This window comes from Variovorax sp. 38R, assembly GCF_014843395.1.
GTDB lineage: Bacteria > Pseudomonadota > Gammaproteobacteria > Burkholderiales > Burkholderiaceae_C > Variovorax > Variovorax paradoxus_H.
The window spans coordinates 6,513,935-6,540,183 of sequence record NZ_CP062121.1; the positions used below are offsets into that span (position 1 = coordinate 6,513,935).

The window sequence follows — 26,249 nt, forward strand, 5'->3', positions numbered from 1 at the left end:
CCCCGCATCAGGCGACCGCCGCCAGGTAGCCCCGCAGCGCATCACGCAACTGGCGTGACAGCGCCTGCAGGTCGGGCCGCCCGCCCGTGCCGAGGTGGGTGTGCGCCACCAGCCCGTAGATGATGGTCTGGCACACGCGCGCCGCTTCCTTCTTCTTCGGGCCGTCGGCCTTCACGTCGCCCGCCGCGTCCAACACGCCCACCCATTCGGCCACGAAGCGGTCGTACATCTTGCGGTAGGCCTCGGGGCTGGAGAGGTGGCGCTCCAGCAGGTAGTGCGCGCCCCAGGCGACGGGCTGCGCGCGGTGCGCGTCGAGCTGCGCATCGATCACCCCATCGACGATCTCGCGCCACGGCCGGCCTTCGTTCGCGGCCACGACCGCACGCATGTCCAGCAGCAGCGCCTTGGAGCGCAGGTGCAGGCACACGCGCGCCAGGTCTTCCTTGTTCTCGAAGTATTCGTAGAAGCTGCCCAGGCCCGTGCCCGCCACGGCCGCGATCTCGCGGATCGTGATGGCAGCGAATCCCTTCTCGACCAAAAGCCGAACAAAGGCTTCCTGCAACGCCTGCGAGGTGTGGCGCGCGCGGGACTGGCGCGGCTTCCTCCTCGGGGCGGCGGCGGGTGCGCGGGCGCCGGTCATGGCCGCCGAACCCGAACACCTCGCGGGCGGGTTGTTCCTAGAATTTTTGATCCCATCGAAAGGCATTCTGCAATGACCTCGCACGACCGTGCCCCCGAGACAACGCCCCCCGCCGTCTACACCGGCGAGGGCGACGCGTGGCAGCCCGACGCCCTCTCGCGCGGCCCGTGGGACCCACGCGCGCAACACGGCGGCGCACCCGCCGCACTGCTCGCGCACATCGCCGAACGCGCCGCGCCCGGCCCCGGCTGGCAGCTGGCGCGGCTCACGCTCGAGCTGGTGAGGCCGGTGCCGGTGGCGCCGCTGGTCACGCGCACGCAGTCGCAGGCCTCGCGCGCCACGGTGCGCGTGGGCATCGACCTGCTCGCGGGCGACACGGTGGTGGCCCGCGCGCATGCGCTGCTGCTGAAGACCTCGCCGCTGACGCTGCCGGCGAACCTGCCCGCAGGCGACGCGCCGCGTGAATTGCTGCCGCGGCCCGAGGACTGCACCGAGCGGCTACGCATTCCCGGCCTGCCCGACGGGATCTCGTTCCACCAGACCGCCGTCGAATCGCGCCTGGCCCAGGGCGACATCGCGCAGCCCGGCGCGGGCGCCGCGTGGTTCCGGCTCGCGGTGCCGCTGGTGCGCGGCGTGGCCACCTCGCCCGCGATGCGCGCGGCGGCGGCGGCCGACTTCGGCAACGGCCTGAGCTGGGTGCTGCCGCCCACCGACTTCCTGTTCTCGAACGCCGACCTGAGCCTGAACCTGTTCCGCGTGCCCGAGGGCGAGTGGATCGGCCTGCGCGCCAGCACCGAGATGCACGGCGACGGCGCGGGGCTCACCGTGTCCCACCTGTACGACACGCGCGGCCTCCTCGGCCTTGCGACCCAGACGCTGGTGGTGCGCGAACGCGCCACCACCGCCTGAACACGTCCCTCTTTCACCGCTTCACGGAGACCACGCCATGACCACCACCGGCATCCACCCCGACAACCAGGTCCCCGAGCTCAAGGACTACAACGTCTACACCAGCGACCCCGCGCTGCGCGGTGCGGTGGGGCGCGGCGGCGCCGCCTGGCGCGACGACGAGCTGGTGCGCCAGGGCGCCGAGTACGGCGCCGAGGCCACGCTGCGTGCCGCCGAGGACGCCAACCGCCACGAGCCCGAGCTGCACACGCACTCGCGCACCGGCACGCGCATCGACAGCGTGCAGTTCCACCCCGCGTGGCACACCCTGATGTCGATCGCACGGCGCAACGGCATCGCCAACCTGCCGTTCTTCGACGAGCGGCCCTCGGCCTGGGTGGGCTACGGCGCGTCGCTGTACATGCACAGCCAGATCGAGTCGGGCTCGACCTGCCCGACCACCATGACCAAGGCCTGCATCCCCGTGATGCGCCGCAACGCCGCGCTGTACGCCGACCTGCGCGACAAGCTCGCCGCCAACGTGCACGACGCGCGCGACATCCCGCTCGAAGGTAAGACCTCGATGACCGTCGGCATGGGCATGACCGAGAAGCAGGGCGGCAGCGACGTGCGCAGCAACACCACGCGCGCCGTGCCCGCGGGCAGCGGCCCGTGGGGTGAAGAGTTCCTCATCACCGGCCACAAGTGGTTCTTCTCCGCGCCGATGTGCGACGGCCACCTGGTGCTGGCCAAGACCGACGAGCACGGCTCGTCGTGCTTCTTCGTGCCGCGCTGGCGGCCCGACGGAACCAAGAACGCGATCCACATCCAGCGTCTGAAGGACAAGGTCGGCAACCGCTCCAACTCCAGCAGCGAGGTCGAGTTCAAGGACGCCTGGGGCGTGCTCGTGGGCGACGAGGGCCGCGGCATCCCGACCATCATCGAGATGGCCACCGTCACGCGCCTGGACTGCGCGCTCGCCAGCGCCGGCTTCATGCGCCAGGGCTTCGCGCAGGCGCTGCACTACACGCGCAACCGCTTTGCCTTCGGCAAGGCGCTGGTCGACCAGCCCGTGATGACCGAGCTGCTGGGCGACATGGCACTCGAGACCGAGAGCGCCACGCTGCTGGCGATGGAACTGGCGTCGCGCTTCGGCTCGCCCGCACCGCTGGACACCGCCTGGCGCCGGCTGCTCACGCCCGCCGCCAAGTTCTGGAACTGCAAGCGCGCGGTGGCGCTCACCGGCGAGGCGATGGAGGTGTTCGGCGGCAACGGCTATGTGGAAGACGGCCCGATGGGCCGCCTGTTCCGCGAGGCGCCCGTCAACTCGATCTGGGAAGGCTCGGGCAACGTGATGTGCCTGGACGTGCTGCGTGCCGTGTCGCGCAATCCCGACGACGCGCACCTCGTGCTCGACCACCTGCAGGAAGTGACCGCCGGCGAAACGCGCCTGCAGGCCGAGGTGCAGGCCCTGCGCCAGATGGTGCAGCTGGCACCGCAGGAGCTGGAACGCCAGGCGCGCCGCTTCACGCAGCGGCTGGTGCGCGCGGCGCAGGCCGGCCTGATGCTGCAGCACGCGAGCCCGCTCGCCTCGGCCGCTTTCGTGTCGAGCCGCTTCGATCCCGACTGGGGCCCGGTGACCGGCATCAGCGCCGGCACCAGCGACCCTGGCGCGCTGGTGCGCGCCGCCTGGCACTGAGCACACGGAGACGACACGGATGGATTTCGTTTCCCTGCTCGACCAGCACGCCCGCACCCAACCTGACCACGAATGCCTGCGCGCCGCAGGCCGCGCCTGGACCTATGCCGAGTTCGCCGACCTCTCGCGCCGCGCCGCCACCGTGCTGCGTGACCAGGGCGTGGGCCCTGGCGACAAGGTCGCGCTGCTGTGCTTCAACACGGTCGGTTTCGTCGCCGCGATGTTCGGCGCCTGGCGCCTCGGCGCGGCCGTGGTGCCCGTCAACCACAAGCTGCAGGCGCCGGAGATCGACCACGTGCTGGCCCACGCAAGCGTGCGCCTGTGCGTCGCCGACGGCACGCTCGCGACGCAGGTCGCCGCGCGCATCGCGCACCGCTGCGACTGGCTCGCGACCGACAGCGCCGCCGCCGGCCTGCCGATGTTCGACGACCTGATGGCGCAGGCCGTGCCGCTGGGCGACGACGAGGCCCCGGCGCCCGGCACCGACACGCTGGCCCAGGTGCTCTACACCTCGGGCACCACGGGCAAGCCCAAGGGCTGCCTGCACAGCCACCGCAACGTCTTCATGGCGGCGGTGTGCACGGCGGCGGGCATGTCGCTCACGCGCAATGAGCGCACGCTGGTCGCGATGCCCGTGTGGCATTCGTCGCCGCTCAACAACTGGCTGCTGGGCACGCTGCTCATGGGCGGCACCGTGGTGCTGCTGCGCGAGTACGCGCCGAAGGCCTTTCTCGACACGCTGGCCGAGGAGCGCATCACCTTCACCTTCGGCGCGCCCATCGCCTTCCTGGCGCCGCTGTCGGTGGTGCCCGACGTGCAACGCTACGACTTCAGCGCGATGCGCCTGTGGGCCTACGGCGGCGGCCCGCTCGGTGCCGACATGGCGCGCAAGCTGGCCGACAGCTACCGCAGCGACCGCTTCGTGCAGGTCTACGGCATGACGGAGTCGGGCCCGCTGGGCACCGTGCTCTACCCGGAAGACGCGATCGCCAAGGCCGGCTCCATCGGCCGCGCGGGCGTGCCCGGCGTGGCGATCGAGGTGCGCCACGCCGATGGCCGGCGCTGCGGCGCGGGCGAGGTCGGCGAAATCCACCTGCGTTCACCGGCCGCGATGCAGGGCTACCTCGACAACCCGCAGGCGAGCGCCGAAGCCTTCGATGCGCAGGGCTGGTACCGCACGGGTGACCTCGCGCGGGTGGACGAAGACGGCTTCCTGTTCATCGTCGACCGGCTGCGCGACATGATCATCACGGGCGGCGAGAACGTCTATTCGAAGGAAGTGGAAGACGCGCTGGGCGCCCACCCCGACGTGCAAGACGTGGCCATCATCGGCCGCCCGCACCCCGAGTGGGGCGAGACCGTGACGGCGGTGCTGGTGGCGCGCGGTGGACGCGCGCTCGAAGCGCGCAAGCTGGTGCGTTTTCTCGAAGACCGGCTGGCGCGCTACAAGATTCCGCGCATCTTCGAAGTGCGCGAGAGCCTGCCGCGCACGGCGACGGGCAAGCTGCTGAAGCACCTGCTGCGCGACGCGGCGTGATGCGGCGCGGCGCTCAGCGCCGCAACAGAGCCTGCCGCAGCAACCGGGACGCCCGGTTGCGAATCCGCCCCTGCATCTCGCGCATGCTCGTGCGCGGCGCCACGCGGGCGGTGGCGCAGGCCCATAAAAAGTCGTGCAGGATGGGCGTGTCGTCCACCGTCTCGGTGCTGCCGTACTTGTGGAACTCCGGGTGCCACTGGGTCGCTGCGATGTAGCCGCGCCCTTTTTCAGGCCGGCGGCGGATGGCCTCGGGCACGCGGTCGGGCAGGCTCCAGGCCTCGACCTCGAAGCCCGGCGCGAGGCCCTTGATGCCCTGGTGGTGGATGCTGTTGACGCGCGCCGTGCGCACCTCGGGGAACAGCTTCGACAGGCGCGTGCCCTGCACGATCTCGATCTGGTGGAAGTTCTGGTCGTAGGTCACCGGGTCGCGGTGGCGCACCGTCTCGGGGTGGCCGTGCTGCGCTTCGATGTCCTGGTAGAGCGAGCCGCCGAAGGCCACGTTGATCAGCTGCAGGCCGCGGCACACGCCGAAGATCGGCTTGCCGGCCTGCTCGAAGGCCTCGACCAGCGCAAGGTCGTACAGGTCGCGGATCTGGTCGCCGATCCAGGCGTCTTTGAGTGGCTCTTCGCCGTAGCTGCCGGGCCAGACATCGGCGCCGCCGTGCATCACCACGCCGTCGAGCCATTCGGCGTAGTGCGAGAGCTTGGTGTCGCCGCGCGCCGTTTCGCCCGTGGGGCAGGGCACCATCACCACCATCGCGCCGGCCGACATGAGCCAGTGCGCGATCGACTGTTCGACGTACTGCAGCGTCTTGTTCGTGAAGAGCGAGCGGGCCGGGTCGGCGTGCGAGAAGCAGGCGGACAAGCCGATTTTGAGTCGGGCGGCGACAGGCTGAGACATCTCGATGGGTTCCCTGTGGACAAAGTTCATTGTGCGCCCATCGAACTTCGGTCGTGTGTCAGCCGAACCCCCGAAGTATGCTGTGCGGCGCATCAGGAGACACGCATGAAGACGATCAAGGGGCCGGGCATTTTCCTGGCCCAGTTCGCGGGCGACACAGCCCCGTTTCACTCGCTCGACGCCATCGCCGGATGGGCCGCCGGCCTCGGCTACAAGGGCGTGCAGATCCCGAGCTGGGACGCGCGCCTCATCGACCTGAAACGCGCCGCCGAGAGCAAGACCTACTGCGACGAGATCAAGGGCACGCTTGCGGGCCACGGCCTGGAGATCACCGAGCTCTCGACCCACCTGCAGGGCCAGCTGGTCGCGGTGCACCCGGCCTACGACGCGGGCTTCGACGGCTTTGCGGCGCCCGAGGTGCGCGGCAACCCCGTCGCGCGCCAGCAGTGGGCAGTGCAACAGCTGCACCATGCGGCCAAGGCCTCGGCGAACCTCGGGCTCACGGCGCACGCGACCTTCTCGGGCGCGCTGGCCTGGCCGTATCTTTATTCGTGGCCGCCGCGCCCGCCGGGCCTCATCGAGGAAGCCTTCGACGAACTGGCGCGCCGCTGGCGCCCGATCCTCGATGCCTTCGATGCCGTGGGCGTCGACGTGGGCTACGAAATCCATCCGGGCGAAGACCTGCACGACGGCGTGAGCTACGAGATGTTTCTGGAGCGCGTGAACAACCACCCGCGCGCCTGCCTGCTCTACGACCCGAGCCACTTCGTGCTGCAACAGCTCGACTACCTGGCCTACATCGACCACTACCACGAGCGCATCAAGCTCTTCCACGTGAAGGACGCCGAGTTCAACCCGACCGGCAAGCAGGGCGTGTACGGCGGCTTCCAAAGCTGGATCAACCGGGCCGGGCGCTTCCGCTCGCTGGGCGACGGGCAGGTCGACTTCAAGGCCATCTTCTCGAAGATGGCGCAGTACGACTTTCCGGGCTGGGCAGTGCTTGAGTGGGAGTGCTGCATCAAGCACCCGGAAGACGGCGCGCGCGAGGGCGCCACCTTCATTCGCGATCACATCATCCGCGTGGCCGACCGCGCCTTCGACGACTTCGCGGCGGGCGGGGCGGACGTGGCGGCGAACCGGCGGATGCTCGGGATCGGCTAACTCGTCGCGCGGATCGCGTCGTCGAGGATCTCGAGGCCGCGGTCGATTTCCTCTGGCTTCACGTTCAGTGGCGGCGCGATGCGCCACACAGCCGCCATGCCGCCGACGGCCACGATGTTCATGCTCAGGCCGCGCGCCATGCAGGCGTCGGTGATGGCCCGGCCGCGCTCGGCGTCGGGCGCGCGGGTCTCGCGGTCTTTCACCAGCTCCACGCCTTGCAGCAGGCCGTGGCCGCGCACGTCGCCGACCACCTCGTGCCGCGCCTTCAGCGTGGCCAGGCCCCGGCTCAGCCGCTCGCCCATGGCGGCGGCGCGCTGGTTGAGCCCTTCTTCCTCGAGCACGTCGAGCACCGCGAGCCCGACCTCGGCCGGCAGCGGGTCGGACACGTGCGAGGTGACGTGCACGAAGCCCTTCTCGTGGCAATCTTGTTCGATCGCTTCGCTGGTGACCGTGGCGCCGATCGCCAGGCCGCCGCCCAGCGTTTTCGAGACGGTGAGGAAGTCGGGCACCACGCCCATCTGCTCGAACGCGAAGTTGCTGCCCAGGCGGCCGAAGGCGGTCTGCGCTTCGTCGAGGATCAGCAGCATGCCGCGCTCGCGGCACTTGGCCTGCAGCTTCGGAAAGTAGCCGGCGGGCGGCACGATCACGCCGGCCGAGCTCAGCACCGGCTCGGCAATGAAGGCCGCGAGCGAGCCGCTGGACTGCGCATCGATCATGTCGAAGCCGACGTCGAGGCAGGTGGTGTCGCAGGCATCGCGGCAATGGCGGATGGGGCAGCGGTAGCAGTGCGGCGCGGGGATCGACATGGTGCCGGGCTTGCGCGGCCCGTAGTCGACGTGGTGCCGGCCGGCGAAGGTGAGCGCGGCCATGCCGCCGTTGACGCCGTGCCAGCCGCCGTTCAGGCCCACGATCTCGTAGCGGCCGGTGGTCACGCGGGCCATGCGCGCGGCGGCCTCGTTGGCCTCGCCGCCGGTCGACAGGAACAGCGATTTCGACAGCGACGGCGGCAGCATCGCCGCCAGCCGCCCGGCCAGCGCCGGCACGGCCGGCCCGACGAAGCCGCTGTACAGGTGCAGCGCACCTTCGCAGGCTTTCTCGATCGCCGCGACGATGCGCGGGTGGTTGTGGCCGATGGTGGCGCACATCTGGCCCGAGGTGAAGTCGAGGATCTCGCGCCCGTGCTGGTCCCACAGCGTGGCGCCGCGCGCCTTGACGATGACATGCGGGCTCAGCCCCATGCCGTAGCGCACGAGGTGCTTGCTGACCACCGGGTCGTAGGTTGCGCCTTCGGCCATCGGATGCTCCTTGTTCGTCGGGGGGAGCCCCAGCGTAGCCATCGGCCGCGAAATCGGCTGTCGTTGTGAGGGCCTCAAACCGAAGCCGATTGCCGCCGCGTTGCGCCACACTGGCGGCACCATGAAAACCGGCACCCTCGATCGCATCGACCAGTGCATCCTGGCCGAACTGCAGGCCGACGCGGGCCTGCAGAACCAGACGCTGGCCGAGCGCGTGAACCTCTCGCCCTCGGCCTGCCTGAAGCGCGTGCAGCGGCTGCGGCGCGCGGGCGTGATCCGCGAAGAGGTCGCCATCCTCGATGCCGCGCGCGTGGGTTTTCCGGTGCTGGTGATCTCGCGCGTGTCGCTGCGCAGCACCACGCGCGAGGCGATCCAGGCCTTCGAGCGCAAGGTGCATGCGCTGCCGCAGGTGCTGCAGTGCCACTGCGTGGCCGGCGAGACCGACTTCGTGCTCGTGATCTGCGCGCGCTCGCTGCCCGAATACCAGGCCTTCGCGCAGGAGCAGCTCGGCGATGCGCTGGAACTGGAGAACTATTCGAGCGACATCGTGCTGTCGACCACCAAGTTCACGACGCGGCTGCCGCTGGACAGCTGAGTTGCTATATTTTTAATAGCTGATGACGCACGACAGGCGCCACTTCGACGCCTTTTTCATGCAGGCGTTGTTTTTAAGACAAGCAACTGTCATGCCCTGCAAGCTATAATGTCGGGTTCGTTTCGATACCACGACGAAGAATTTCGTCACTCCCGCCGGCTGACCTGCACTGTCCTTGGATTCTTCAGGCCTCTCATTTTCAAGCCGGCTTCACAGTGTGTTGGAGCGCCAGACCGGGCGCCCATGATTGCCACCACTGCCTTCGTTCCTGTTGAAGCGAATTGCGCATCCCCCGCGCCGTTGCGGCCGGTCCGCGTCCGTTTTCAATTATTTTTCAGGCTCTTCGCGCGCTGTCTCTGCGCGTGGCGCCAAGGCTTCATGGACATCATTCAACACAGTATCGCGGTGGGCAAGTACCTTGTTTCCCCGCTCATTCGACACCAGGACGACGGCGGCTATGCCGCCTCCGTCTCGATCCGCTCCGGCCACGGCAGCGGCATGCACGACCGCGTGATGCGTTTCACGCCGCGCTTTGCCAGCCACGCCGCGGCGCTCGGCTACGCCATCGAACAGGGCCTGGGCTGGGTGCGCGAACGCGCACCGGTGGCCCCTCTCGCACTTCCGTGCGCGGCCTGAAACAATTACGCCCCATTCCATCTCCAACACACATCGAACGATTCAGAGGTAATCACTTATGCCCAAGGAAGAACTGATCGAAATGAACGGCGCAGTGACCGAAGTCCTGCCCGACTCGCGCTACCGCGTCACGCTCGACAACGGTCACCAGCTGATCGCCTACAGCGGCGGCAAGATGCGCAAGCACCACATCCGCATCCTGGCCGGCGACAAGGTGTCGCTCGAGCTCTCGCCCTACGACCTGACGAAGGGCCGCATCACGTTCCGTCACCTGGAACGCCGCGGTCCCCCGCCAACCAACAACAACTCGCCCCGTCGCTGAGCGACGCCCGGCCGGCCTTGCAGAGCGCCCTCCCGGAGGGGGCCCTGCAAGGCCTTTGTCTTTTCCGGGCGTCACTTTTCCTTTTGCGTCTTCCTGTCTGTATGTCTCCGGCTGCCGAACGATGAACTCCACCACCTCCCCAGCCGGCGGCCTCCAGGCCGAACCCCACGGCTTTGCCACGCTGGCGCTTTCGCCCCAGATGCTGGCCAACCTCACCCAGCTCGGCTACACGCAGATGACGGCCATCCAGGCCGCCGCACTGCCGCTGGCCTTGCTCGGCAAGGACCTGATCGCGCAGGCCAAGACCGGCAGCGGCAAGACCGCCGCCTTTGCGCTGGCGCTGCTGTCCAACCTGAACCCGCGCCGCTTCGCCATCCAGGCGATGGTGCTGTGCCCCACGCGCGAGCTGGCCGACCAGGTCACGACCGAAATCCGCCGCCTGGCGCGCGCCGAAGAAAACATCAAGGTGGTCACGCTCTGCGGCGGCGTCGCGCTGCGCGGGCAGATTGCCAGCCTGGAGCACGGCGCGCACATCGTGGTGGGCACGCCGGGCCGCATCATGGACCACCTGGAGCGCGGCAACCTCGACCTCTCGGCGATGAACACGCTGGTGCTCGACGAGGCCGACCGCATGCTCGACATGGGCTTCTTCGACGACATCGTGACGGTGGCGCGCCAGTGCCCGAAGGAACGCCAGACGCTGCTGTTCTCGGCCACGTACCCCGAAGGCATCGCCAAGCTCGCGCAGCAGTTCATGAAGAACCCCGAGCAGATCACCGTGCAGGCCCAGCATGAAGGCAGCAAGATCCGCCAGCGCTGGTACCAGGTCAAAGACAGCGAGCGGCTGCACACCGTGAGCCTGCTGCTCGACCATTTCCGTCCCGTGAGCACGCTGGCCTTCTGCAACACCAAGCAGCAGTGCCGCGACCTCGTCGAGGTGCTGCAGGGGCAGGGCTTCAGCGCGATGGCACTGTTCGGCGAGCTGGAGCAGCGCGAGCGCGACCAGGTGCTGGTGCAGTTCGCCAACCGCAGCTGCTCGGTGCTCGTGGCCACCGACGTGGCGGCGCGCGGCCTGGACATCTCGCACCTCGAAGCCGTGATCAACGTCGACGTGACGCCCGATTCCGAAATCCACATCCACCGCGTGGGCCGCACCGGCCGCGTGGGCCAGCAGGGCGGTTCGGAAGGACTGGCGCTCAACCTGGCCAGCATGAACGAGATGGGCTTCGTCGGAAAGATCGAGCAGCTGCAGGGCCGCGAATCCGAATGGCACAACCTGGCCGAACTCACGCCGGCCCCGGGCGCGCCGCTCACGCCGCCGATGGCCACGCTGCAGATCGTCGGCGGGCGCAAGGAAAAGATCCGCGCCGGCGACGTGCTAGGCGCGCTGACCGGCGACTGCGGCTATGCAAAGGAGCAGGTCGGCAAGATCAACGTCAACGAGTACTCGACCTATGTTGCGGTGGACCGCAGCATTGCCGAAGAAGCCGCACGCAAGCTCGACAACGGGCGTGTGAAAGGCAAGAGCGTCAGGGTCCACCTGCTGACACCGCAGTCGACCTGACATCCGTCCCATGGCCCCTCGTTTCGGCGCTTGGCAGATGAAATCTGCCGATGTGGCCTAATCGGGGGTCGAACATCCTATTTATCCGAGCTTTCCATGCCCAAGAAAATCCGTACCGAAGCCGACCGTCTTGCCAGCCCGAAGCCGACGCCCATGCCCGGCTACACCGCGCCTCGCACCGGTGGCGGCCAGAAGATCAGCCTCGAGCGCGGCACCGCCACGCGCAGCAAGAAGAACCCGGGCAAGCGCCCCACCAAGGGCGGCTGATCCAGCCCCCGCGGCTCTTTCTTCGGAGCCACGACGAACGCGCCCCCGGGCGCGTTTTGTCATTGGGCTCGCCAAAACCAAGGCCGCCATGTCCGACGACAACCAGATCTACATCCCGCCCTCGTTCTTCGCGGTCTACAGCGACGCGCGCCAGCGCCTGCGCGAGCCGATCGACGTGGTGCGTGCGCGCTACGAGATCTGCGAAGACCTCGCCGGCCACCTCGTAGGCCACGCGCAGATCCAGCACCACACCGAGGTGCCGGTCGAAAGCGAGATCCTGCGGCGCATCCACGCCGGGCTCGCCACGCCGGAATCCGGCGTGTCGCCCGCCGAGGCCGAATGGATCGTGCAGCGGCTGGCCGAGCTGCTGGGCTGGCCCGGCCCCGAGCCCGTCGCAGCCGCCGATTAAGAAAAGCAGGGGCGCACGGTGCGGCTCAAGGTCGGAGAACTCGCCAGGCGCACCGGCCTCACGGTGCGCACGCTGCACCACTACGACGCCATCGGCCTGCTCGTTCCCTCGGCGCGCTCCGAGGCCGGCTACCGGCTCTACGACGCCACCGACATCGGCCGCCTGCACGCGATCCAGGCGCTGCGGCTGCTGGGCCTGCCGCTGGCCGACATCGACGGCCTGCTGGCGGCGCAGGGCGGGGCGCTGCCGGACATTCTCCGGCGCCAGATCGTCTCGCTCGACGAGCAGATCGCCCAGGCCACGGCGCTGCGCGAACGGCTCGGCCTGCTCGAACAGCGCCTGAGCGACGGCGACCCGCCCGGCCCGCAGGACTGGCTGGCCACGCTGGCGCAGATGAGCACCTACGCGCGTTACTTCAGCCCGGCCGAAGTGCAGTCGCTGATGACCAACGGGAAGGCCGTGGCCGCGCTGTGGCCACCGCTGATCGCCGAGGTGACGGCGTGCATGGCCGGCGGCGTGCCCGCCGACTCGCCGCAGCTGCAGCCGCTGGCCGCCCGCTGGATGACGCTGATCGGCCTCTGGATGGAGAGCAACTTCGACCGCGTCACGCGCTGGCGCGAGATGTACCGGCGCGAGCCGGTGGTGCGGCTCGACAACGGGCCGTCGGCCGAACTCATCGCCTACATCGAACAGGCCATCGGCCTGCGCATGGCTGCGCTGCTGCGCCACCTGAGCACCGACGACCTGGCGCGGCTCGGCCAGCCGCCCGACGACGAATGGCGCCAGCTGGCGCACGAGCTCGCCGACCTGCAGGCGCGCGGCGTTGCGCCCGGCGACGCCGCCGTGCAGGCCATCGCGCGCAGCTGGGCGCAGCTCTTCGAGGCCTTCACCGACCACGACCCGGCCCTGGCGGCCCGGCTGATGCAGGCGATGGCCGCGGAGCCGGTGCTGCAGGCCGGCGCGGTCGCCACGCCTGCCGTGCGCGACTACCTCCTGCGCGCCATGGCCCTGGCTCGGCCGGACGCCACCACACCCCCTTGACCCTGACGTTGCGTGAGGCTCGAGAGTGGGCCGCATGAACAACGCACCCACACCTCAACGGCTCCACGCGCTCGACAACCTCCGCGCCCTGATGATGTGGCTCGGCATCGTGCTGCACGTGGCGATCAACCACCTCACCGTCGATTCGCCGCTGCCCTGGCGCGACCCGAAGACCTCGCCGGTCGCCGACCTGCTGCTGCTCTTCATCCACAGCTTCCGCATGCCGGTGTTCTTCGTGCTGGCGGGCTTCTTCGTCGCGCTGCTGGTCGAGCGGCGCGGGGCCCACGGCATGCTGAAGAACCGCAGCCTGCGGCTCGCGCTGCCCTTCGCGATCTTCTGGCCGCCGCTGTTCGTGGGGACCGCGATGCTGGCGATGGTCTACATCCACCTGACCGTGCGCGGCGTGCCGGGCATCGACACCGCGCTGACGCCCGCGCGGCAACCCGGCGGCTCGCCCTTCAACACGATGCACCTGTGGTTCCTGTACCAGCTGTTCTGGTTCAGCGTGCTGGCCTGGGCCGGCGTGCGGCTGCAGCGCTTTGTGCCGGTTCGTCTGCGCGATGCGGTCGCCCGCGGCTTCGCAGTGCTGGCGGAACGCCGCTGGGGCTTCGTGGTGCTGGCACTGCCGCTGGCGGTGACGGGCGCCTTCCATCCGTCCGGCTTCGTGATGGCGAGCGGCGCGTTCCTGCCGCCGTTCTCCGAGTGGGTGCAGAGCGGCCTGTTCTTCGTGTTCGGCTGGTACGTGCACCGCGACCAGGAGCGCCTGCTCGCGCGCTTCGCTGCGCGCTGCAAGGGCCATGCGCTGGCCGGGTTGGCCTTCTTGCTTGTGACGCTCGCGCTGCTGGGCGCCATGCGCGGGCCCGGTGCGCACCGCCTGCCGCACCCCGAGTTCTGGATCGCCTTCGCCTACAACGCGACCTCCTGGCTCTGGAGCCTGGCGCTGATCGGGGGCTTCCTGCGCTACCTGCCGCGCCAGAACGCGGTGCTGGCGTACCTCTCGGAAAGCTCGTACTGGGTGTACCTGGTGCACATGCTCGGCACCATCGGCTTCGGCATCCTGCTGTTCCACGCGCCGCTGGGCGCGCTCGCGAAGATGGGACTCAACATCGCGGCCACCTCGCTGGTGGCGCTGGCGAGCTATCAGCTGCTGGTGCGCCACACCGTCATCGGCCGGCTGCTGAACGGTCAGCGCGCCGCAAACCGTTCCAGCAAGAAGTCGACAAAGGCGCGCGTCTTCGCCGCCAGGTGACGCGACGGGTACACGGCGTACACCGGCGTGCGGTCGGCTTCCCAGTCGTCGAGCACGGCTTCGAGCCGGCCCGCCGCCAGCTCGTGCTCGACATAGATGCGCGGGATCAGGCTCACACCGAAGCCGGCGAGCACCGCGTCGCGCACGGCGATGCTGGAGCTGACCTTGTAGCGCCCGTCGATGGGCACCGCGACGCTGCGCCCGGCGCGGCTGAAGGTCCATTTGTTCGCGTGGCCCGACAGGGTGAACTGCACGCAGTTGTGGGCCTTCAGGTCTTCGGGCGCGGCGGGCCGGCCGGCGGTGGCGAAATAGGCCGGCGCGCCGCACAGCACATGGGTCATGGTCATGAGCTCGCGCGCAACAAGGCTCGAATCTTCCAGCCGGTCGCTGCCGCGGATCGCGAGGTCGTAGCCCTCGCCGATGAGGTCGGTGCGGGCGTCCTGCAGGTTCAGTTCGAGCCGCAGGTTCGGGTGACGGTCCATGAAGGCGGGGATGTGCGGCGAGATGCAGGTCAGCGCAAAGGTCAGCGGCGCACTCACGCGCAGCACACCGCCCGGGCTCGCACCCACGGGTGCCAGCGCGGCGTCGGCCTCGTCCAGGTCGTCGAGGATGCGCGCGAGCCGCTCCACATAGGCCGCGCCGGCCTCGGTGAGGCTCATGCTGCGCGTGGTGCGGTTGATGAGCCGCACCTTCAGATGCGCCTCCAACTCGGCGATGTTCTTGCTGACGGCCGCAGCCGACAGCCCCAGCTGCCGCGCGGCGCCGGCGAAGCTGCCCGCCGCAGCGGTGGTGCGAAAGACCTTGAGGGCGGTGAGATGGTCCATGGGCAGGCGCTCGATTGACGACTGGCGGTAAAGAATCAATTCATTATTCGGACATTCACAACCGTGGGTCAATTGAATAGATTCAGGCCATGACCTCCCGCACCACCGACGTCCTGCTCACCGCCATTGCGCCCGCGATCTGGGGCAGCACCTACATCGTGACCACCGAGCTGCTGCCGGCGAACTACCCGCTGACGGTGGCGCTGCTGCGCGCGCTGCCGGCGGGCCTGCTGCTGATGCTCATCGTGCGCCAGCTGCCGCCCCGGGCGTGGTGGGGGCGCATCTTCCTGCTGGGCGCGCTGAACTTCTCGGTGCTGTGGGCGATGCTGTTCCTCGCCGCCTACCGGCTGCCGGGCGGCGTGGCGGCCACCATCACCTCGGTGCAGCCGCTGTTCGTGGTGTTCCTCGCCGGCCTGCTGCTGGGCGCGCCGGTGCGCGCGCTGTCGGTGGCGGCGGCCGTCATCGGCATGGGCGGGGTGGCGCTGCTGGTGCTCACGCCGAACGCCACGCTCGACGCGCTGGGCATCGCCGCGGCGCTCACGGCGGCCGTGTCGATGGCCTTCGGCACGGTGCTGAGCCGGCGCTGGCAGCCGCCGGTGTCGGCGCTGACCTTCACGGCCTGGCAGCTGACGGCGGGCGGCCTGCTGCTGCTGCCGGTGGCGCTGTGGCTGGAACCGCCGCTGCCCGCGCTCACGGCGATGAACTGGGTCGGCTTCGCCTGGCTCGGCCTGATCGGCGCCGCGCTCACCTACATCGTGTGGTTCCGCGGCGTGGCCCGGCTGGAGCCCTCGGCGATCGCGCCGCTGGCCTTCCTGAGCCCGGTGACAGCGGTGATCCTGGGCTGGGCGCTGCTGGGCCAGAGCCTGTCGGGCTGGCAGATGGCGGGCATCGGCATCGTGATCGCGAGCATCTGGCTGAGCCAGCAGGCGCAGCGCGGTGCGCAGCCGGTGCCGGCGGTGCAGCCGGCGCCCAGCCGCTGAGGTCTTACGCCACTGGCGCGGCCTGGCGCAGCAGCTGCAGGTAGCCGGGCTGCACTTTCATGCGCGCGGTCGCGCCCTGGCGCTGCAGCAGGCGGTGCGCCTTCGGCAGCGCCCAGCAGGGCAGGTTGGTGAACATGTGGTGCTCGCAGTGGTAGTTGACCCAGTAGGGCGCCACGAAGATGCGTTCGAGCCAGCCGGCGTGCGTGGTGCGCGCCTGGCGCAGCGGGTCGGCCTCGTTCTGCGCCACCAGCGCATGCTCGGCGATGTTGCGCACGCGGCTCACGAGCGGCAGCCAGGTCGCCATCGGCAGCAGCCACATCAGCACCCAGGCCCACCCCACACCGGCGAGCGTGAAGGCCAGCAGACCCAGGCCGTTGCCGATGAGAAAGCGCTTGTCTTTTGCCAGCGCGCGCGCGAACACGCGCAACGCCGACTCGCCCGGCGCACTCTGGCGCAGGGCGTCGGCGATGTGGCCGAAGCGCTGCTTGTAGAAGGTCTGCCCGCTCAGGTCGCGCACGACCTTGCGCCACATCGAGTCGCGCGAGATCGGAAAGGGCGCCGACAGCACCAGGTCCGGGTCTTCCGTCTGCTGCACGAAGCGGTGGTGCTGCAGGTGATACGGCCGGTAGTCGCGCAGCGTGGGCGAGCACAGCCAGTAGCCGACCCAGTCGTTGACCTTGCGGTTGCGGTGCAGCCCCGCGTGCGCGGCGTCGTGCATGAGGATGAACAGGCCCAGCTGGCGCGTGCCGACGATCGGCACCATGAGCGGGATGGTCCAGGGCCACACGATGCCCACCGCCATCGCGGCGCCGATCACGCCCCAGCAGTGCGCCACCAGCCACAAGCCCCGCCACGACGAGCGCGTGGTGAGCGATTGCCACTCGTCGGGGGTGAAGAAGTCGTCGGGTTGAGCGCGGGGTGCAGCGGCCATCGGGCCAGTATGCGGCGAAGGCGCGGGCAGATCACGCGTAGTTCCCCGGTGTGGACGCGTGCGGGCGAGGCCCTTCGGCCTACTTGTCGATGATTTTTCGGGCGAAGACTTCGAGGTAGTCCATGAGCCGCTCGGCGCCCGCGATGGCCGCGGCCTCGTCGCCGGTGGCGATGCCCTGCGCCAGTTCGAGGTGCGCGTTGGCGCCCTCGACGATCTCGCCCTCGTGCTGGTAGGCGTACCAGAAGCGCCGGCACTGCACGATGAGCGGCACCACCGCCTTCACCGCCGAGTCGTTGTGGCTCGCGTGATGCGTGACGAGGTCGAGCGCGCGGTCGGCGTGCATGTAGTCGGTCAGTTCGCCGCGGCCGGCGGCTTCGACCATGGCCTCGGCGCAGCGCACGATGGCCTGGCGCTGCGGTGCGGTGGCGCGGCGCGCGGCGCAGGCGGCAATCAGCTGCTCGAGCACGCGCCGGGTCTGGATCACGTCCAGGTGGTCGGCCAGGTCGATGGTCGACACCAGCAGGCCGCGGCGCGGCTGCTGCACGATGAGGCCGATCGACACCATGCGCATCAGCGCCTCGCGCACCGGCGTGCGGCCCAGGCCCGTGCGCTCGGCCAGCTCGGCCTCGACGATCTGGCTGCCGGGCTCCAGCTGCATGGTGGACAGCAGCGCCTCGATGGCGTCGTAGGCCAGGTCGGCCGCGCGGCGCTTGGGCGGGGGTCGGGGAGCGGTCTTCGGGGCGGCCATGGTGGGGATGTGGGTGTGCTCGTGCGTGTACAGATGCGGGGCCGTCATTGTCGGGCGTCGCCGGGCGCTGCGAGCCCGGCCAGTGTCTCGATGCGGACCGGCACCAGCGGCGGGCGCGGCGCGGGCGGCGTCCAGCCGAACAGGAACTGCGCCGCGTCGCCGCAGACGCGCCCCTGGCAGGCGCCCATGCCGCAGCGGCGGTGCAGCTTGGCATCGGTCCAGCCGGTGCAGGCCGAGAGTGCGGAAAACGGCACGTCCTCGCAGCGGCACACGAGCGTGTCGGGGCGGGGCATGGCCTTGAGGTCGTCGGCCAGCGCGAAGCGGCGATGCAGTTGGGCGGCGAAGGCGTCCCAGCGGGCGCGTTCGCGGTCGTGGGTGCGGGCCTTGGCGGCCTCGCCGACCGCCGCATGGCCCGCGATGGTGCCCTGCACCAGCGCGCGCTCGCTGCCGCCGAAGCCGGTGCATTCGCCGGCCGCGTAGACGCCCGCGACGCTCGTGGCCTGCAGCGCATCGACTGTGATGGCTTGCCCCGTGAGTGCGCAGCCGAGCAGCTGGCCCAGCTGCGTGTTGGGCGTGAGCCCGAAGCCGCAGGCGATGCGATCGCAGGCCATCTCGACCTCGCGATCACCTTGGCGCAGCCGCACCGATTCGACCTGCGTCGTGCCTTGCGCCGAGACCACACGCGACGCGGTGCGGTAGCGCGCATCGGCCAGCGTGAGCGCCTGCACGGCCTTGCCGGGCCAGCGCACGAGGCTGGCACCGAAGGCCGCGACCGAAGCGAGCGACGCCTGCTCGGCGATGCGCAGCACCTGCGCGCCCGCCGCTTTGGCCGTGGCGGCAGCGGCCAGCAGCAAAGGCCCGCTGCCCGCGATGACGATGCGTTCGCCCTCGACTGGCAAGCCGGCCTTGATCAGCGCCTGCAGCCCGCCCGCGCCCGTCACGCCGGGCAGCGTCCAGCCGGGGAAGGGCAGCAGCAGCTCGCGCGCGCCGGTGCACAGGATCAGTTTTTTCCACTGCATGCGCGTCGCGCCCTCGGCGTCTTCAAGCAGCAATTCATGCGAAGCAGGCGCAGCGACGACACGCGTGCCGCTGCGCACGCGGATGTTCGCGTGGCGTGCGAGCGCCTCGCGCCACTGGCGTGCCACCGGCGGCAACGACGCGCCGGGGCCGTCGCGCCAGATCTGTCCGCCGGGCGCGGGGTTGTCGTCGATCACCACGACCGACGCGCCGCTGGGCGCCGCCGCCACGGCCGCGGCCATGCCTGCGGGGCCCGCGCCGACGACCAGCACATCGCAAGCTTCGATCGCCACGCCGCTCATGCCGTCGTCTCCACGTGCATGCCCTCGGCGCACACGGTCTGGCATGCGAGGCGGCGCCGCCCATCGATCTGCACGCGGCATTCCTGGCACACGCCCATGCCGCAGAACGGCGCACGCGGCTGGCCCGTGACCGAGGTGCGCGCCGCGCCCATGCCGCCTGCAACGCGCAAGGCGGCGGCGACCGAGCTGCCTGCCTTCACGCGCACCTGTTGGCCATCGATGTGCAGTTGCGTCTGATCGCTCATGCCCTCTCCCGCAGGCCGCGCGGCGCATACGGCGCGGCGTCGAAATCGGGCGTCGTGCCGGTCATCAGCGCCGCGAGCACATGCGCGCTGCCCGGCGCCGTCGTCACGCCCAGCCCTTCATGGCCGACGGCGAGCCAGAGCTTCTCTCGCCACGGGTGCTTGCCCAGCAGCGGCAGGCCGTCGGGCGAGGCGGCGCGCAGGCCGGTCCACGCGCGCACGGCATTCAGGCCGGCGAGCCCCGGCAGGTAGTCGAGCGTGCGCTGCAGCATGCGCGCGAGCATCGGCGTCTCGACGGCCAAGTCGGTCGTGTCGAACTGGCGCGACGAACCGACCAGCAACTGCCCCGTGGGCCGCGGCTGCACGTTGAAGGCGACCGAATCGCCGTCGCTGTGGTGCGCACTGGTCACGTAGCCGAGCTCGACGAGTTGGTGGTGCACCGTGCCCGGGTAGCGGTCGGTGATGAGCAGGTGGCCCTTCTTCGGGCGGATCGGCAGCTCGGGACACAGCGTCGTCGCCTCGATGCCGTTGGCGAGCACGACCTGCGGCGCGCGACGGCGGCTGCCGTCGGCCAGGCGCAGCGTGCCGTCGTCTTCGATGGCGTCGACCTTCGCGTGTTCGACCTGCACCGACGCCGCATGTTGCGCGAGCAGCCAGCGCGCCGCATTCGGCGCATAGAGGATGCCGTCGCCCGGCACTTCGAGCGCGCCCGACAGGCCGGGGCGCAGGGCGGGCTCGGCGCGCACGAGTTCGCTCGCGCCCAGCAGGCGGCTCTCGATGCCGAGCGCGCCCAGCCGCTGCTGCTTGCGTTCGGCCTCGGCCATTTCTTCGTCGTTCGCCGCGATCCAGAGCGTGCCGCAGGGGCTGTAGGTGCAGTCGGCGCCCAGGCGCGGCGCAAGGCCGCGCCACTGCGCGACCGAATGGCGGCTGAGTTCGAGCTCGGCCGCGTTGTCGTCCATCACCACCAGGTGGCCCATGCCCGCGCCGGTGGCGCCACCGAGGCGCGCATCGAGCACGCACACGCGGCGCCCGGCCTGTGCCAGCGCATGGGCACACGCCGCGCCGACGATGCCGGCGCCGATGACGATGACGTCCGCGTCCATGCGCGCCGGTGTCAGAGCCGGATGCCCCAGCCGAAGGGGTCTTCGTCGTCGATAAGCAGCGTGGCCTCGGCACTGATGTGCGCGCGGCCGCGCAACGTGGGAATGACCTGGTCGCCGTCCATCGCGTAGCTGGCCTCGAAGACGCTGCCGATCACGCTGGCCTGCGTCCACACCGCGCCCGGCGCGAGCTTGCCGTCGGCCGCGAGGCAGGCGATCTTGGCACTGGTGCCGGTGCCGCAGGGCGAGCGGTCGTAGGCGTTGCCGGGGCACAGCACGAAGTTGCGGCTGTCGGCGCCGGCATCGTCGTCAGCAAAGAGTTCGATGTGGTCGATCTCCGCGCCGTTCGCGCCCGTGATGCCCTGCGCCGCCAGCGCCTTGCGCAAGGCAGCCGTGTAGTCGGTCAGCGCCGCGAGGTTGTCGCTCGCCACGCGCTGGCCGTGTTCGCTCACGAGGAAGAACCAGTTGCCGCCCCACGCCACGTCGCCGCGCACGGTGCCGTGGCCGGGCAGATCGACCGCCGCCTGGTGCAGGTGCCGGTACGCGGGCACGTTGCGCACGCTCACCGAGCCGTCTTCATGCAGCGTGGTCGTCACCGTGCCCACGGGTGTTTCGATGCGGTGCTCGCCCACGCCGATGCGCCCCATGTGCGCCAGGCTCGCGACCAGCCCGATGGTGCCGTGGCCGCACATGCCCAGATAACCGGCGTTGTTGAAGAAGACCACGCCCGCCGCCGCATCGGGCGACACCGGCTCGCACAGCAGCGCGCCGACCACGACGTCGCTGCCACGCGGCTCGAGCACGGCGGCTGCGCGCCACTTGTCGTGCTGATCGGCCAGCAGCGCGCGGCGCTCGGCCATGGAGCCCTTTCCCAGATCGGGAAAGCCGCCGATCACAAGGCGCGTGGGCTCGCCGCCCGTGTGCGAGTCGATGACCTGGATGCGTTGCATGCGTGTGGGGCTCAGTAACTGGCGATGGGCACGGGGGCCGCGTTCTTGAACGTGAAGACGGTGATGGGCGCCTGCTTCATGTTGCCCTTGTCGTCGTACGCGTAGGTGGCGGCCAGGCCCTTGTAGGTGGTCTTGTAGAGCTCGGCGCCGACCTTGTCGGGGTCGATGGTGTTGGCCTTCTTCATCGACTCGCCGATGAACAGCACCTGGTCGTAGTACGAAGCGGCGTACGCATCGGGATCGATGTTGAAGCGCTTCTTGAACTTCTCCTTGAACGCCGGGCCGCTCTGCGCCTTCTCGAGCATGGAGCCGCCCTGCGCGCAGAACACCAGGTCGTTCACCGCGTCGCCGCCGATCTTGCCGGTGGCCGGGCTGCACACGGTGTCGCCGCCCAGCAGCTTGCCGGGCACGGCCAGCTGCTTCATCTGGCGCGCCATGGGCGCGGCCTGCGGCGCGTAGCCGCCGAAGAAGATCGCCTCGGGCGCCTTGCCCTTCATGTTGGTCAGGATGGCGGTGAAATCGACGGCCTTGTCGGTGGTGAATTCCTGGCCCACGATCGTGAGGCCCTGCTTCTTGGCCTCCTTGGTGAACTCTTCGGCGAGGCCCTGGCCGAAGGCCGTGCGGTCGTCGATCACGCCGACCTTCTTCACCTTCAGTTCCTTGGCCGCGTACACGGCCATGGCGCCACCGATCTGGTTGTCGCTGGCGATGATGCGGTACAGGTTCTTGTAGCCGCCCTGCGTGACCTTCGGGTTGGTGCCCACGGTGGAGACCAGCGTGCCGCCGTCGCTGTAGATGCGCGAAGCCGGAATGGCCACGCCCGAGCAGTACGGGCCCATGACGAACTTGACGCCGTCGTCGACGAACTTCTGCGCCACGCTCACGCCGGTCTTGGCGTCGCACTGGTCGTCTTCGGAGATCAGCTCGAACTTCAGCGTCTTGCCGCCGACGCTGAGCTTCTTCGCGTTGAGCTCCTCGATGGCCAGGCGGATGCCGTTTTCATTGTCCTTGCCCGCGAAGGCGTTGGGACCCGACAGCGGACCGCTGTGACCGATCTTGACCACCTGCTCCTGCGCATGCGCGGGGCTTGCCACGGCCAGGGCAACAAGGCCCGCGAGACTGAGAGAGGAAACCATGCCTGCTTGTGACTTCATGCTTCGTCCTAGGGTTAAGAACAATGAAAAACGACAGGGGCCAACTACATCGGGTACCTGTCGCAGTTTAAATATATTAATTACATATCTCATAGATATCTGTGGGGCAAGCGCTCTTTCCGGCTGAGGGCTTCTGTGATATCTGTGAACAAACGAGCCGTTCAGGGCGGCGATCCCGCCGACGGAGAGCACAACGACAGCGCCCGGCGTGCCCGGGACGCTGGGTGCTTCCCGCAGCGAAATCAAGACACCGTTGTGTTCGTCAAGGGTTGGTTGCCTTGAGGTAGTTCGCATCAAAGGGTTTTCGGGATCTCAGCACACCGTAGGCGATGGCCAGCAGCTTGTGCATGCAGGCCACCACGATGAGCTTGCCGGGCTTGTTCTGCGCCTTCAGGCGTTGCCAGAACTCGGCGATCAGCGGGTTGTACTTGCCCGCCACCATGGCCGGGAAGTACAGCGCCTTCTTCAACTCCCGATGCCCCTGCGGGTGTGTGCCTCGTCGCTTGTCCAGCGAGGTTCCGGACTGCCGAATCATCGGCGTCAGGCTGGCATAGGCGATCAGCGCCTTCACGGACGTGAACCGCTCGGGACGCCCGATGTACGCCAGCAGCTGGGGGATTGTCCTGTCGCCCAGGCCGGGAATCGAGGCCAGAAGCTCGCTGCGCTGGTGCAGATCGGGGTCGTCGTCGATGGTCTGACGGATCTTCTTGCGCACCTCTTCGATGGATTCGTCCAGGCTGGTGATGACTGCAACAAAGGAGGGCTTGACCGAGTCGTGAGCGACTTCCAGTCGATTCAACTCTCCCTGCCTGAGCTCCTGCAGCGTGTCCAGTCGGGCCACCAGCGCTTGCAGGGAGCGCACGCCCGCGGAAGGCGCCTCCCACACCGGTGGCTCTGTCTTGTCGCAAAACCGCGCCAGGGCCTTCGCATCGCCTTCGTCAGTCTTGTTGCGCACCCGCTCCAGCTCCATGAATCGCTTGACCTGCAGCGGGTTCACGACCGAGACCGCCACGGCATGGTCATGCAGGAAAAACGCCAGGCCCTCGTGGTACGTGCCCGTGGCTTCCATGCACACATGGGCGTCGGCCTTGCCGTCGGGCAGATGGAAATCCAGCCATCGCAGCAGGTCCGCGAAGCCGCTCGCATTGTTGGGAAACACCTTGGATCGGTACTTGCCGTCCACTCTGAGCCATGCCGCATCCAGCTTCATCTTGCTGATGTCGACGCCTACTTTGCATGTCACCGCAGTACTCCTTGCTTGAAGGATCAATGCGCCGCATTCGACATGCACACCCTGATATGCGGGGTCATCGCCAGCGCCCGGCTGGCGACGCCCCAAGACACCGTTCGAGCTACAGCGTCGAATCCGTTCGGGCTCCCAGTCTTGATTGCGGGCTGGTTGGCCCAAGGAGGAGATCGGGGTTCACCGAACGGGCTCCCTTTAGCGCAGGGGGAGCGGGTTAAACAATATCAGGAGGAGCGAAGCGGGGGACATTCGCGGAGGGAAGTACCCGGTGGCCCGGGCACGCGCCCCGAACAGGAGCGCTGAATCAAGCGAACAAAAAGGTCAGTCGACCTTCGCCCCCGAAGCCTTCACCACCACCCCCATCGCATCCCAGTCCGCGCGCAGCAACTTCTGGAAAGCCTCGACGTTCTGGCTGCGCGGCTCCACGCCCAGGCGCTTGAAGCGTTCCTGGATCACCGGATCGGCCAGCACCTTGTTGGCCGCCGCGTTGATGCGCTCGACCTCGGCCTTCGGCGTGCCCGCCGGCGCCAGCAATCCGATCCACGAATCGAAGGCGTAGCCCGGCAGGCCGCTCTCGCCCACCGTCGGCAGTTTCGGCAGGAAGGGGCTGCGCGACTGGCCCGTGGAGGCCAGCAGCTTCATGCGCGCGTCGTCCTGGAAGCCCATCACGCCGATGCTCGACGAGATCACCGCCTGCACGCGGCCCGCGAGCACCTCGTTCACGGCCTCGCCGGTCGACTTGGTCGGGATGTGCGTCATCTGCAGCCCCGCCTTCGCGAGGAACGACGCCATCGCCAGGTGCGTGGCGCTGCCGTTGCCGGCCGAGGCGTAGTTGTACTTGCCGGGGTTGGCCTTGACCTCCTTGATGAAGTCGGCCGTGCTCGCCACGTTCATGCCGCTGGCCACCGCCAGCACATAGCCCGCATTGCCCACGTTGGCCACGCCCACGAAGTCCTTCAGCGGGTCATAGGGCAGCTTGCTGTACAGGAAGCCCGCGATGTTGTGGCTGGCCGCCGCCAGCACCAGCGTGTTGCCGTCGGCCGGCGCCTTGGCCGCCATCGCCGCGCCCACCGTGCCGCCCGCGCCCGCGCGGTTCTCGACGATGGCGCTGCCGCCGAGCGCGGCGCCCAGCTCGTTGTTGAAGGCGCGCGCCACCGTGTCCTGCACGGCGCCCGTGCCGAAGGGCACGATGATGTGGATCACGCGTTGCTGCGCATGGGCCAGGCCGAAGCTGCCCAGGGCCAGGGCGGCTGCCGCGGCAGCCAGCGAACGTCGGGTCAGCAGAGAAAAAGTCATGGGCGGGGCCGCTTTCATCGTCAACAAAAAAATGGGTCAGGCGCCCGACGGCAGCCAGCGCTGCACCAGCTTCACGAAGTAGCTGGCACCGATCGGGATGATCTCGTCGTTGAAGTCGAACGAGGTGTTGTGGATGATGCAAGGGCCGGGCCCGTGGCCGTCCAGCCGGTGGTCGCCGTCGCCATTGCCCAGGAACGCGTAGCAGCCGGGCCGCGCCAGCAGCATGTGCGCGAAGTCTTCGGCGCCCATCACGGCGGGAAAGTCGTCGGTGACCATGTCCTCGCCCACCACCTCGCGCATCACGCCGGCCGCAAAGCGCGCTTCGGCCGCGTGGTTCACCACCGGTGGCGACGAGCGCTTGAAGAAGATGTCGGCCGTGCAGCCGTGCGCCATGGCCACGCCCTGGGCCACCTCGCGCAGGCGCGCCTCGATCTTGTCGATGGCCTCGACGGAAAAGGTGCGGACCGTGCCGCCCACCGAGGCTTCATCGGGAATCACGTTGGGCGCGTCGGAGCCCTGCAGCTGCGTGACCGCAAGCAGGGCGCGCTCGGTGCTCGGAATGGTGCGCGGCACGATCGTCTGCAGCTGCTGCGCCAGCGTGACCACGGCGGCCACCGGGTCGATGCCGGTGTGCGGCATCGAGGCGTGCGTGCCGCGCCCGCGCAGCGTGACCTTGTAGGTGTTGCTCGACGCCATCAGCGCGCCTTCGTTGAGCGCAAAGCGGCCCACGTCGCCAACCGGGAAGTTGTGCAGCGCAAACACCGCGTCGCACGGGAAGCGCTCGAACAGGCCCTCGTCGATCATCTTCTTCGCACCGGCCTTGCCCATCTCTTCGGCAGGCTGGAAGATGAAATGCACCGTGCCGTCGAAGTCGGTGGGGCCCTGCTGCGACAGGTGCCAGGCGGCGGCCAGCAGCATCGTCGTGTGGCCGTCGTGCCCGCAGGCGTGCATGCGGCCCGCGTGCGTGGACTTGTGGGCGAAGTCGTTGGCCTCGTTCAGCGGCAGCGCGTCCATGTCGGCGCGCAGGCCGATGGTGCGGGTGCCCGTGCCCTTGCGCAGCACGCCGACCAGGCCCGTGCCCGCGATGCCGCGGTGCACCTCGATGCCCCATTCGGCGAGCAGGCTCGCGACCTTCTCGGAGGTGCGGTGCTCTTCGAAACCGAGTTCGGGGTGCGCGTGGATGTCGCGCCGGATGTCGATGAAATGGGTGGCGTGGGCGGCGAAGGCGTCGACGAGATTCATGGCGGGCGGCGGC

27 protein-coding genes are annotated in these 26,249 nt (G+C 69.2%); 13 read left to right on the forward strand and 14 right to left on the reverse strand.

Annotation, left to right across the window (positions count from 1 at the left end; translation table 11 throughout):
* Nucleotides 1-7: 7 nt before the first annotated feature.
* A complete protein-coding gene (locus IG196_RS30255; protein ID WP_192194187.1) occupies nt 8-640 on the reverse strand; it encodes a TetR/AcrR family transcriptional regulator in 633 nt (210 codons plus the stop codon).
* Nucleotides 641-712: 72 nt separating this feature from the next.
* On the opposite strand from IG196_RS30255, the gene IG196_RS30260 reads away from it, so the two are divergent.
* From IG196_RS30260 to IG196_RS30270, 3 genes are read left to right on the forward strand one after another with little or no spacing between them, the layout of a single operon-like run.
* Nucleotides 713-1,549 carry a thioesterase family protein gene (locus IG196_RS30260; RefSeq protein ID WP_192194188.1) on the forward strand — a complete coding sequence of 279 codons (837 nt, stop codon included), beginning with the start codon at nt 713-715 and terminating at the stop codon, nt 1,547-1,549.
* A 37-nt stretch (nt 1,550-1,586) separates the two neighbouring features.
* On the forward strand, nt 1,587-3,227 hold the full coding sequence (locus tag IG196_RS30265; protein ID WP_192194189.1) for an acyl-CoA dehydrogenase family protein: 1,641 nt from the start codon (nt 1,587-1,589) through the stop codon (nt 3,225-3,227).
* Between the two features lie 19 nt (nt 3,228-3,246).
* Nucleotides 3,247-4,764: a class I adenylate-forming enzyme family protein gene (locus IG196_RS30270; RefSeq protein WP_192194190.1), complete on the forward strand. Its 1,518-nt coding sequence runs from the start codon at nt 3,247-3,249 to the stop codon at nt 4,762-4,764.
* Between the two features lie 13 nt (nt 4,765-4,777).
* Here IG196_RS30270 and IG196_RS30275 read toward each other — a convergent pair whose 3' ends face one another.
* Nucleotides 4,778-5,665, reverse strand: coding sequence for a gamma-glutamyl-gamma-aminobutyrate hydrolase family protein (locus IG196_RS30275; protein WP_099794168.1), 888 nt, complete (start codon nt 5,663-5,665; stop codon nt 4,778-4,780).
* A gap of 105 nt (nt 5,666-5,770) precedes the next feature.
* Here IG196_RS30275 and IG196_RS30280 point away from each other — a divergent pair, with 105 nt between their 5' ends.
* Nucleotides 5,771-6,826, forward strand: coding sequence for a sugar phosphate isomerase/epimerase family protein (locus IG196_RS30280; protein WP_192194191.1), 1,056 nt, complete (start codon nt 5,771-5,773; stop codon nt 6,824-6,826).
* Here the strand turns inward: IG196_RS30280 and IG196_RS30285 are convergent.
* Nucleotides 6,823-8,121: an aspartate aminotransferase family protein gene (locus tag IG196_RS30285; protein ID WP_192194192.1), complete on the reverse strand. Its 1,299-nt coding sequence runs from the start codon at nt 8,119-8,121 to the stop codon at nt 6,823-6,825. The two genes, IG196_RS30280 and IG196_RS30285, sit on opposite strands and share 4 nt — an antisense overlap.
* Before the next feature lie 121 nt (nt 8,122-8,242).
* Between IG196_RS30285 and IG196_RS30290 the strand changes: the two genes are divergently transcribed.
* The 8 genes from IG196_RS30290 (at nt 8,243) to IG196_RS30325 (ending at nt 14,204) form a co-directional block, all read left to right on the forward strand.
* Complete coding sequence (locus IG196_RS30290) at nt 8,243-8,716, forward strand: Lrp/AsnC family transcriptional regulator (protein WP_192194193.1); 474 nt, start codon at nt 8,243-8,245, stop codon at nt 8,714-8,716.
* Between the two features lie 378 nt (nt 8,717-9,094).
* Entirely contained in the window at nt 9,095-9,352 is a 258-nt protein-coding gene (locus IG196_RS30295) for a hypothetical protein (protein ID WP_099794174.1), read from the forward strand.
* Between the two features lie 58 nt (nt 9,353-9,410).
* Nucleotides 9,411-9,674: a translation initiation factor IF-1 gene (gene infA / locus IG196_RS30300; RefSeq protein WP_056575080.1), complete on the forward strand. Its 264-nt coding sequence runs from the start codon at nt 9,411-9,413 to the stop codon at nt 9,672-9,674.
* 121 nt (nt 9,675-9,795) lie between these two features.
* Entirely contained in the window at nt 9,796-11,238 is a 1,443-nt protein-coding gene (dbpA, locus tag IG196_RS30305) for an ATP-dependent RNA helicase DbpA (protein ID WP_192194194.1), read from the forward strand.
* Between the two features lie 96 nt (nt 11,239-11,334).
* The gene (locus IG196_RS30310; protein WP_175543319.1) at nt 11,335-11,505 is read left to right on the forward strand and encodes a hypothetical protein; all 171 of its coding nucleotides are present in this window, start codon (nt 11,335-11,337) and stop codon (nt 11,503-11,505) included.
* Nucleotides 11,506-11,593: 88 nt separating this feature from the next.
* Nucleotides 11,594-11,914 (forward strand): hypothetical protein, encoded by a 321-nt coding sequence (locus IG196_RS30315; RefSeq protein ID WP_192194195.1) that lies wholly within the window; start codon nt 11,594-11,596, stop codon nt 11,912-11,914.
* An 18-nt stretch (nt 11,915-11,932) separates the two neighbouring features.
* Nucleotides 11,933-12,955, forward strand: coding sequence for a MerR family transcriptional regulator (locus IG196_RS30320; RefSeq protein WP_192194196.1), 1,023 nt, complete (start codon nt 11,933-11,935; stop codon nt 12,953-12,955).
* Nucleotides 12,956-12,989: 34 nt separating this feature from the next.
* Nucleotides 12,990-14,204 carry an acyltransferase family protein gene (locus IG196_RS30325; protein WP_192194197.1) on the forward strand — a complete coding sequence of 405 codons (1,215 nt, stop codon included), beginning with the start codon at nt 12,990-12,992 and terminating at the stop codon, nt 14,202-14,204.
* Here the strand turns inward: IG196_RS30325 and IG196_RS30330 are convergent.
* The gene (locus tag IG196_RS30330; RefSeq protein WP_192194198.1) at nt 14,141-15,028 is read right to left on the reverse strand and encodes a LysR family transcriptional regulator; all 888 of its coding nucleotides are present in this window, start codon (nt 15,026-15,028) and stop codon (nt 14,141-14,143) included. The two genes, IG196_RS30325 and IG196_RS30330, sit on opposite strands and share 64 nt — an antisense overlap.
* An 89-nt stretch (nt 15,029-15,117) precedes the next feature.
* Between IG196_RS30330 and IG196_RS30335 the strand changes: the two genes are divergently transcribed.
* Complete coding sequence (locus tag IG196_RS30335; RefSeq protein WP_101490763.1) at nt 15,118-16,008, forward strand: EamA family transporter; 891 nt, start codon at nt 15,118-15,120, stop codon at nt 16,006-16,008.
* A 4-nt stretch (nt 16,009-16,012) separates the two neighbouring features.
* On the opposite strand, the gene IG196_RS30340 is transcribed toward IG196_RS30335, so the two are convergent.
* The 10 genes from IG196_RS30340 to IG196_RS30385 all read right to left on the reverse strand — a co-directional run bounded on the left by IG196_RS30340 (nt 16,013) and on the right by IG196_RS30385 (nt 26,236).
* Nucleotides 16,013-16,939: a fatty acid desaturase family protein gene (locus IG196_RS30340; protein WP_192194199.1), complete on the reverse strand. Its 927-nt coding sequence runs from the start codon at nt 16,937-16,939 to the stop codon at nt 16,013-16,015.
* A 79-nt stretch (nt 16,940-17,018) separates the two neighbouring features.
* The gene (locus IG196_RS30345; RefSeq protein WP_192194200.1) at nt 17,019-17,687 is read right to left on the reverse strand and encodes a GntR family transcriptional regulator; all 669 of its coding nucleotides are present in this window, start codon (nt 17,685-17,687) and stop codon (nt 17,019-17,021) included.
* Between the two features lie 44 nt (nt 17,688-17,731).
* On the reverse strand, nt 17,732-19,006 hold the full coding sequence (locus tag IG196_RS30350; protein ID WP_192194201.1) for an FAD/NAD(P)-binding oxidoreductase: 1,275 nt from the start codon (nt 19,004-19,006) through the stop codon (nt 17,732-17,734).
* Entirely contained in the window at nt 19,003-19,251 is a 249-nt protein-coding gene (locus IG196_RS30355; RefSeq protein ID WP_192194202.1) for a (2Fe-2S)-binding protein, read from the reverse strand. The genes IG196_RS30350 and IG196_RS30355 overlap by 4 nt, the downstream gene beginning before the upstream one ends.
* On the reverse strand, nt 19,248-20,351 hold the full coding sequence (locus IG196_RS30360) for an NAD(P)/FAD-dependent oxidoreductase (protein WP_192194203.1): 1,104 nt from the start codon (nt 20,349-20,351) through the stop codon (nt 19,248-19,250). Before IG196_RS30360 ends, IG196_RS30355 begins: the two co-directional genes overlap by 4 nt.
* 11 nt (nt 20,352-20,362) lie before the next feature.
* Nucleotides 20,363-21,298 (reverse strand): 4-hydroxyproline epimerase, encoded by a 936-nt coding sequence (locus IG196_RS30365; protein ID WP_192194204.1) that lies wholly within the window; start codon nt 21,296-21,298, stop codon nt 20,363-20,365.
* Between the two features lie 11 nt (nt 21,299-21,309).
* A complete protein-coding gene (locus IG196_RS30370; protein WP_192194205.1) occupies nt 21,310-22,452 on the reverse strand; it encodes a branched-chain amino acid ABC transporter substrate-binding protein in 1,143 nt (380 codons plus the stop codon).
* A 262-nt stretch (nt 22,453-22,714) separates the two neighbouring features.
* Entirely contained in the window at nt 22,715-23,743 is a 1,029-nt protein-coding gene (locus IG196_RS30375; RefSeq protein WP_318646657.1) for an IS110 family transposase, read from the reverse strand.
* 276 nt (nt 23,744-24,019) lie between these two features.
* Nucleotides 24,020-25,012, reverse strand: coding sequence for a tripartite tricarboxylate transporter substrate-binding protein (locus IG196_RS30380; RefSeq protein ID WP_192194207.1), 993 nt, complete (start codon nt 25,010-25,012; stop codon nt 24,020-24,022).
* Nucleotides 25,013-25,030: 18 nt separating this feature from the next.
* The gene (locus IG196_RS30385; RefSeq protein ID WP_192194208.1) at nt 25,031-26,236 is read right to left on the reverse strand and encodes a M20 aminoacylase family protein; all 1,206 of its coding nucleotides are present in this window, start codon (nt 26,234-26,236) and stop codon (nt 25,031-25,033) included.
* Nucleotides 26,237-26,249 lie beyond the last annotated feature (13 nt).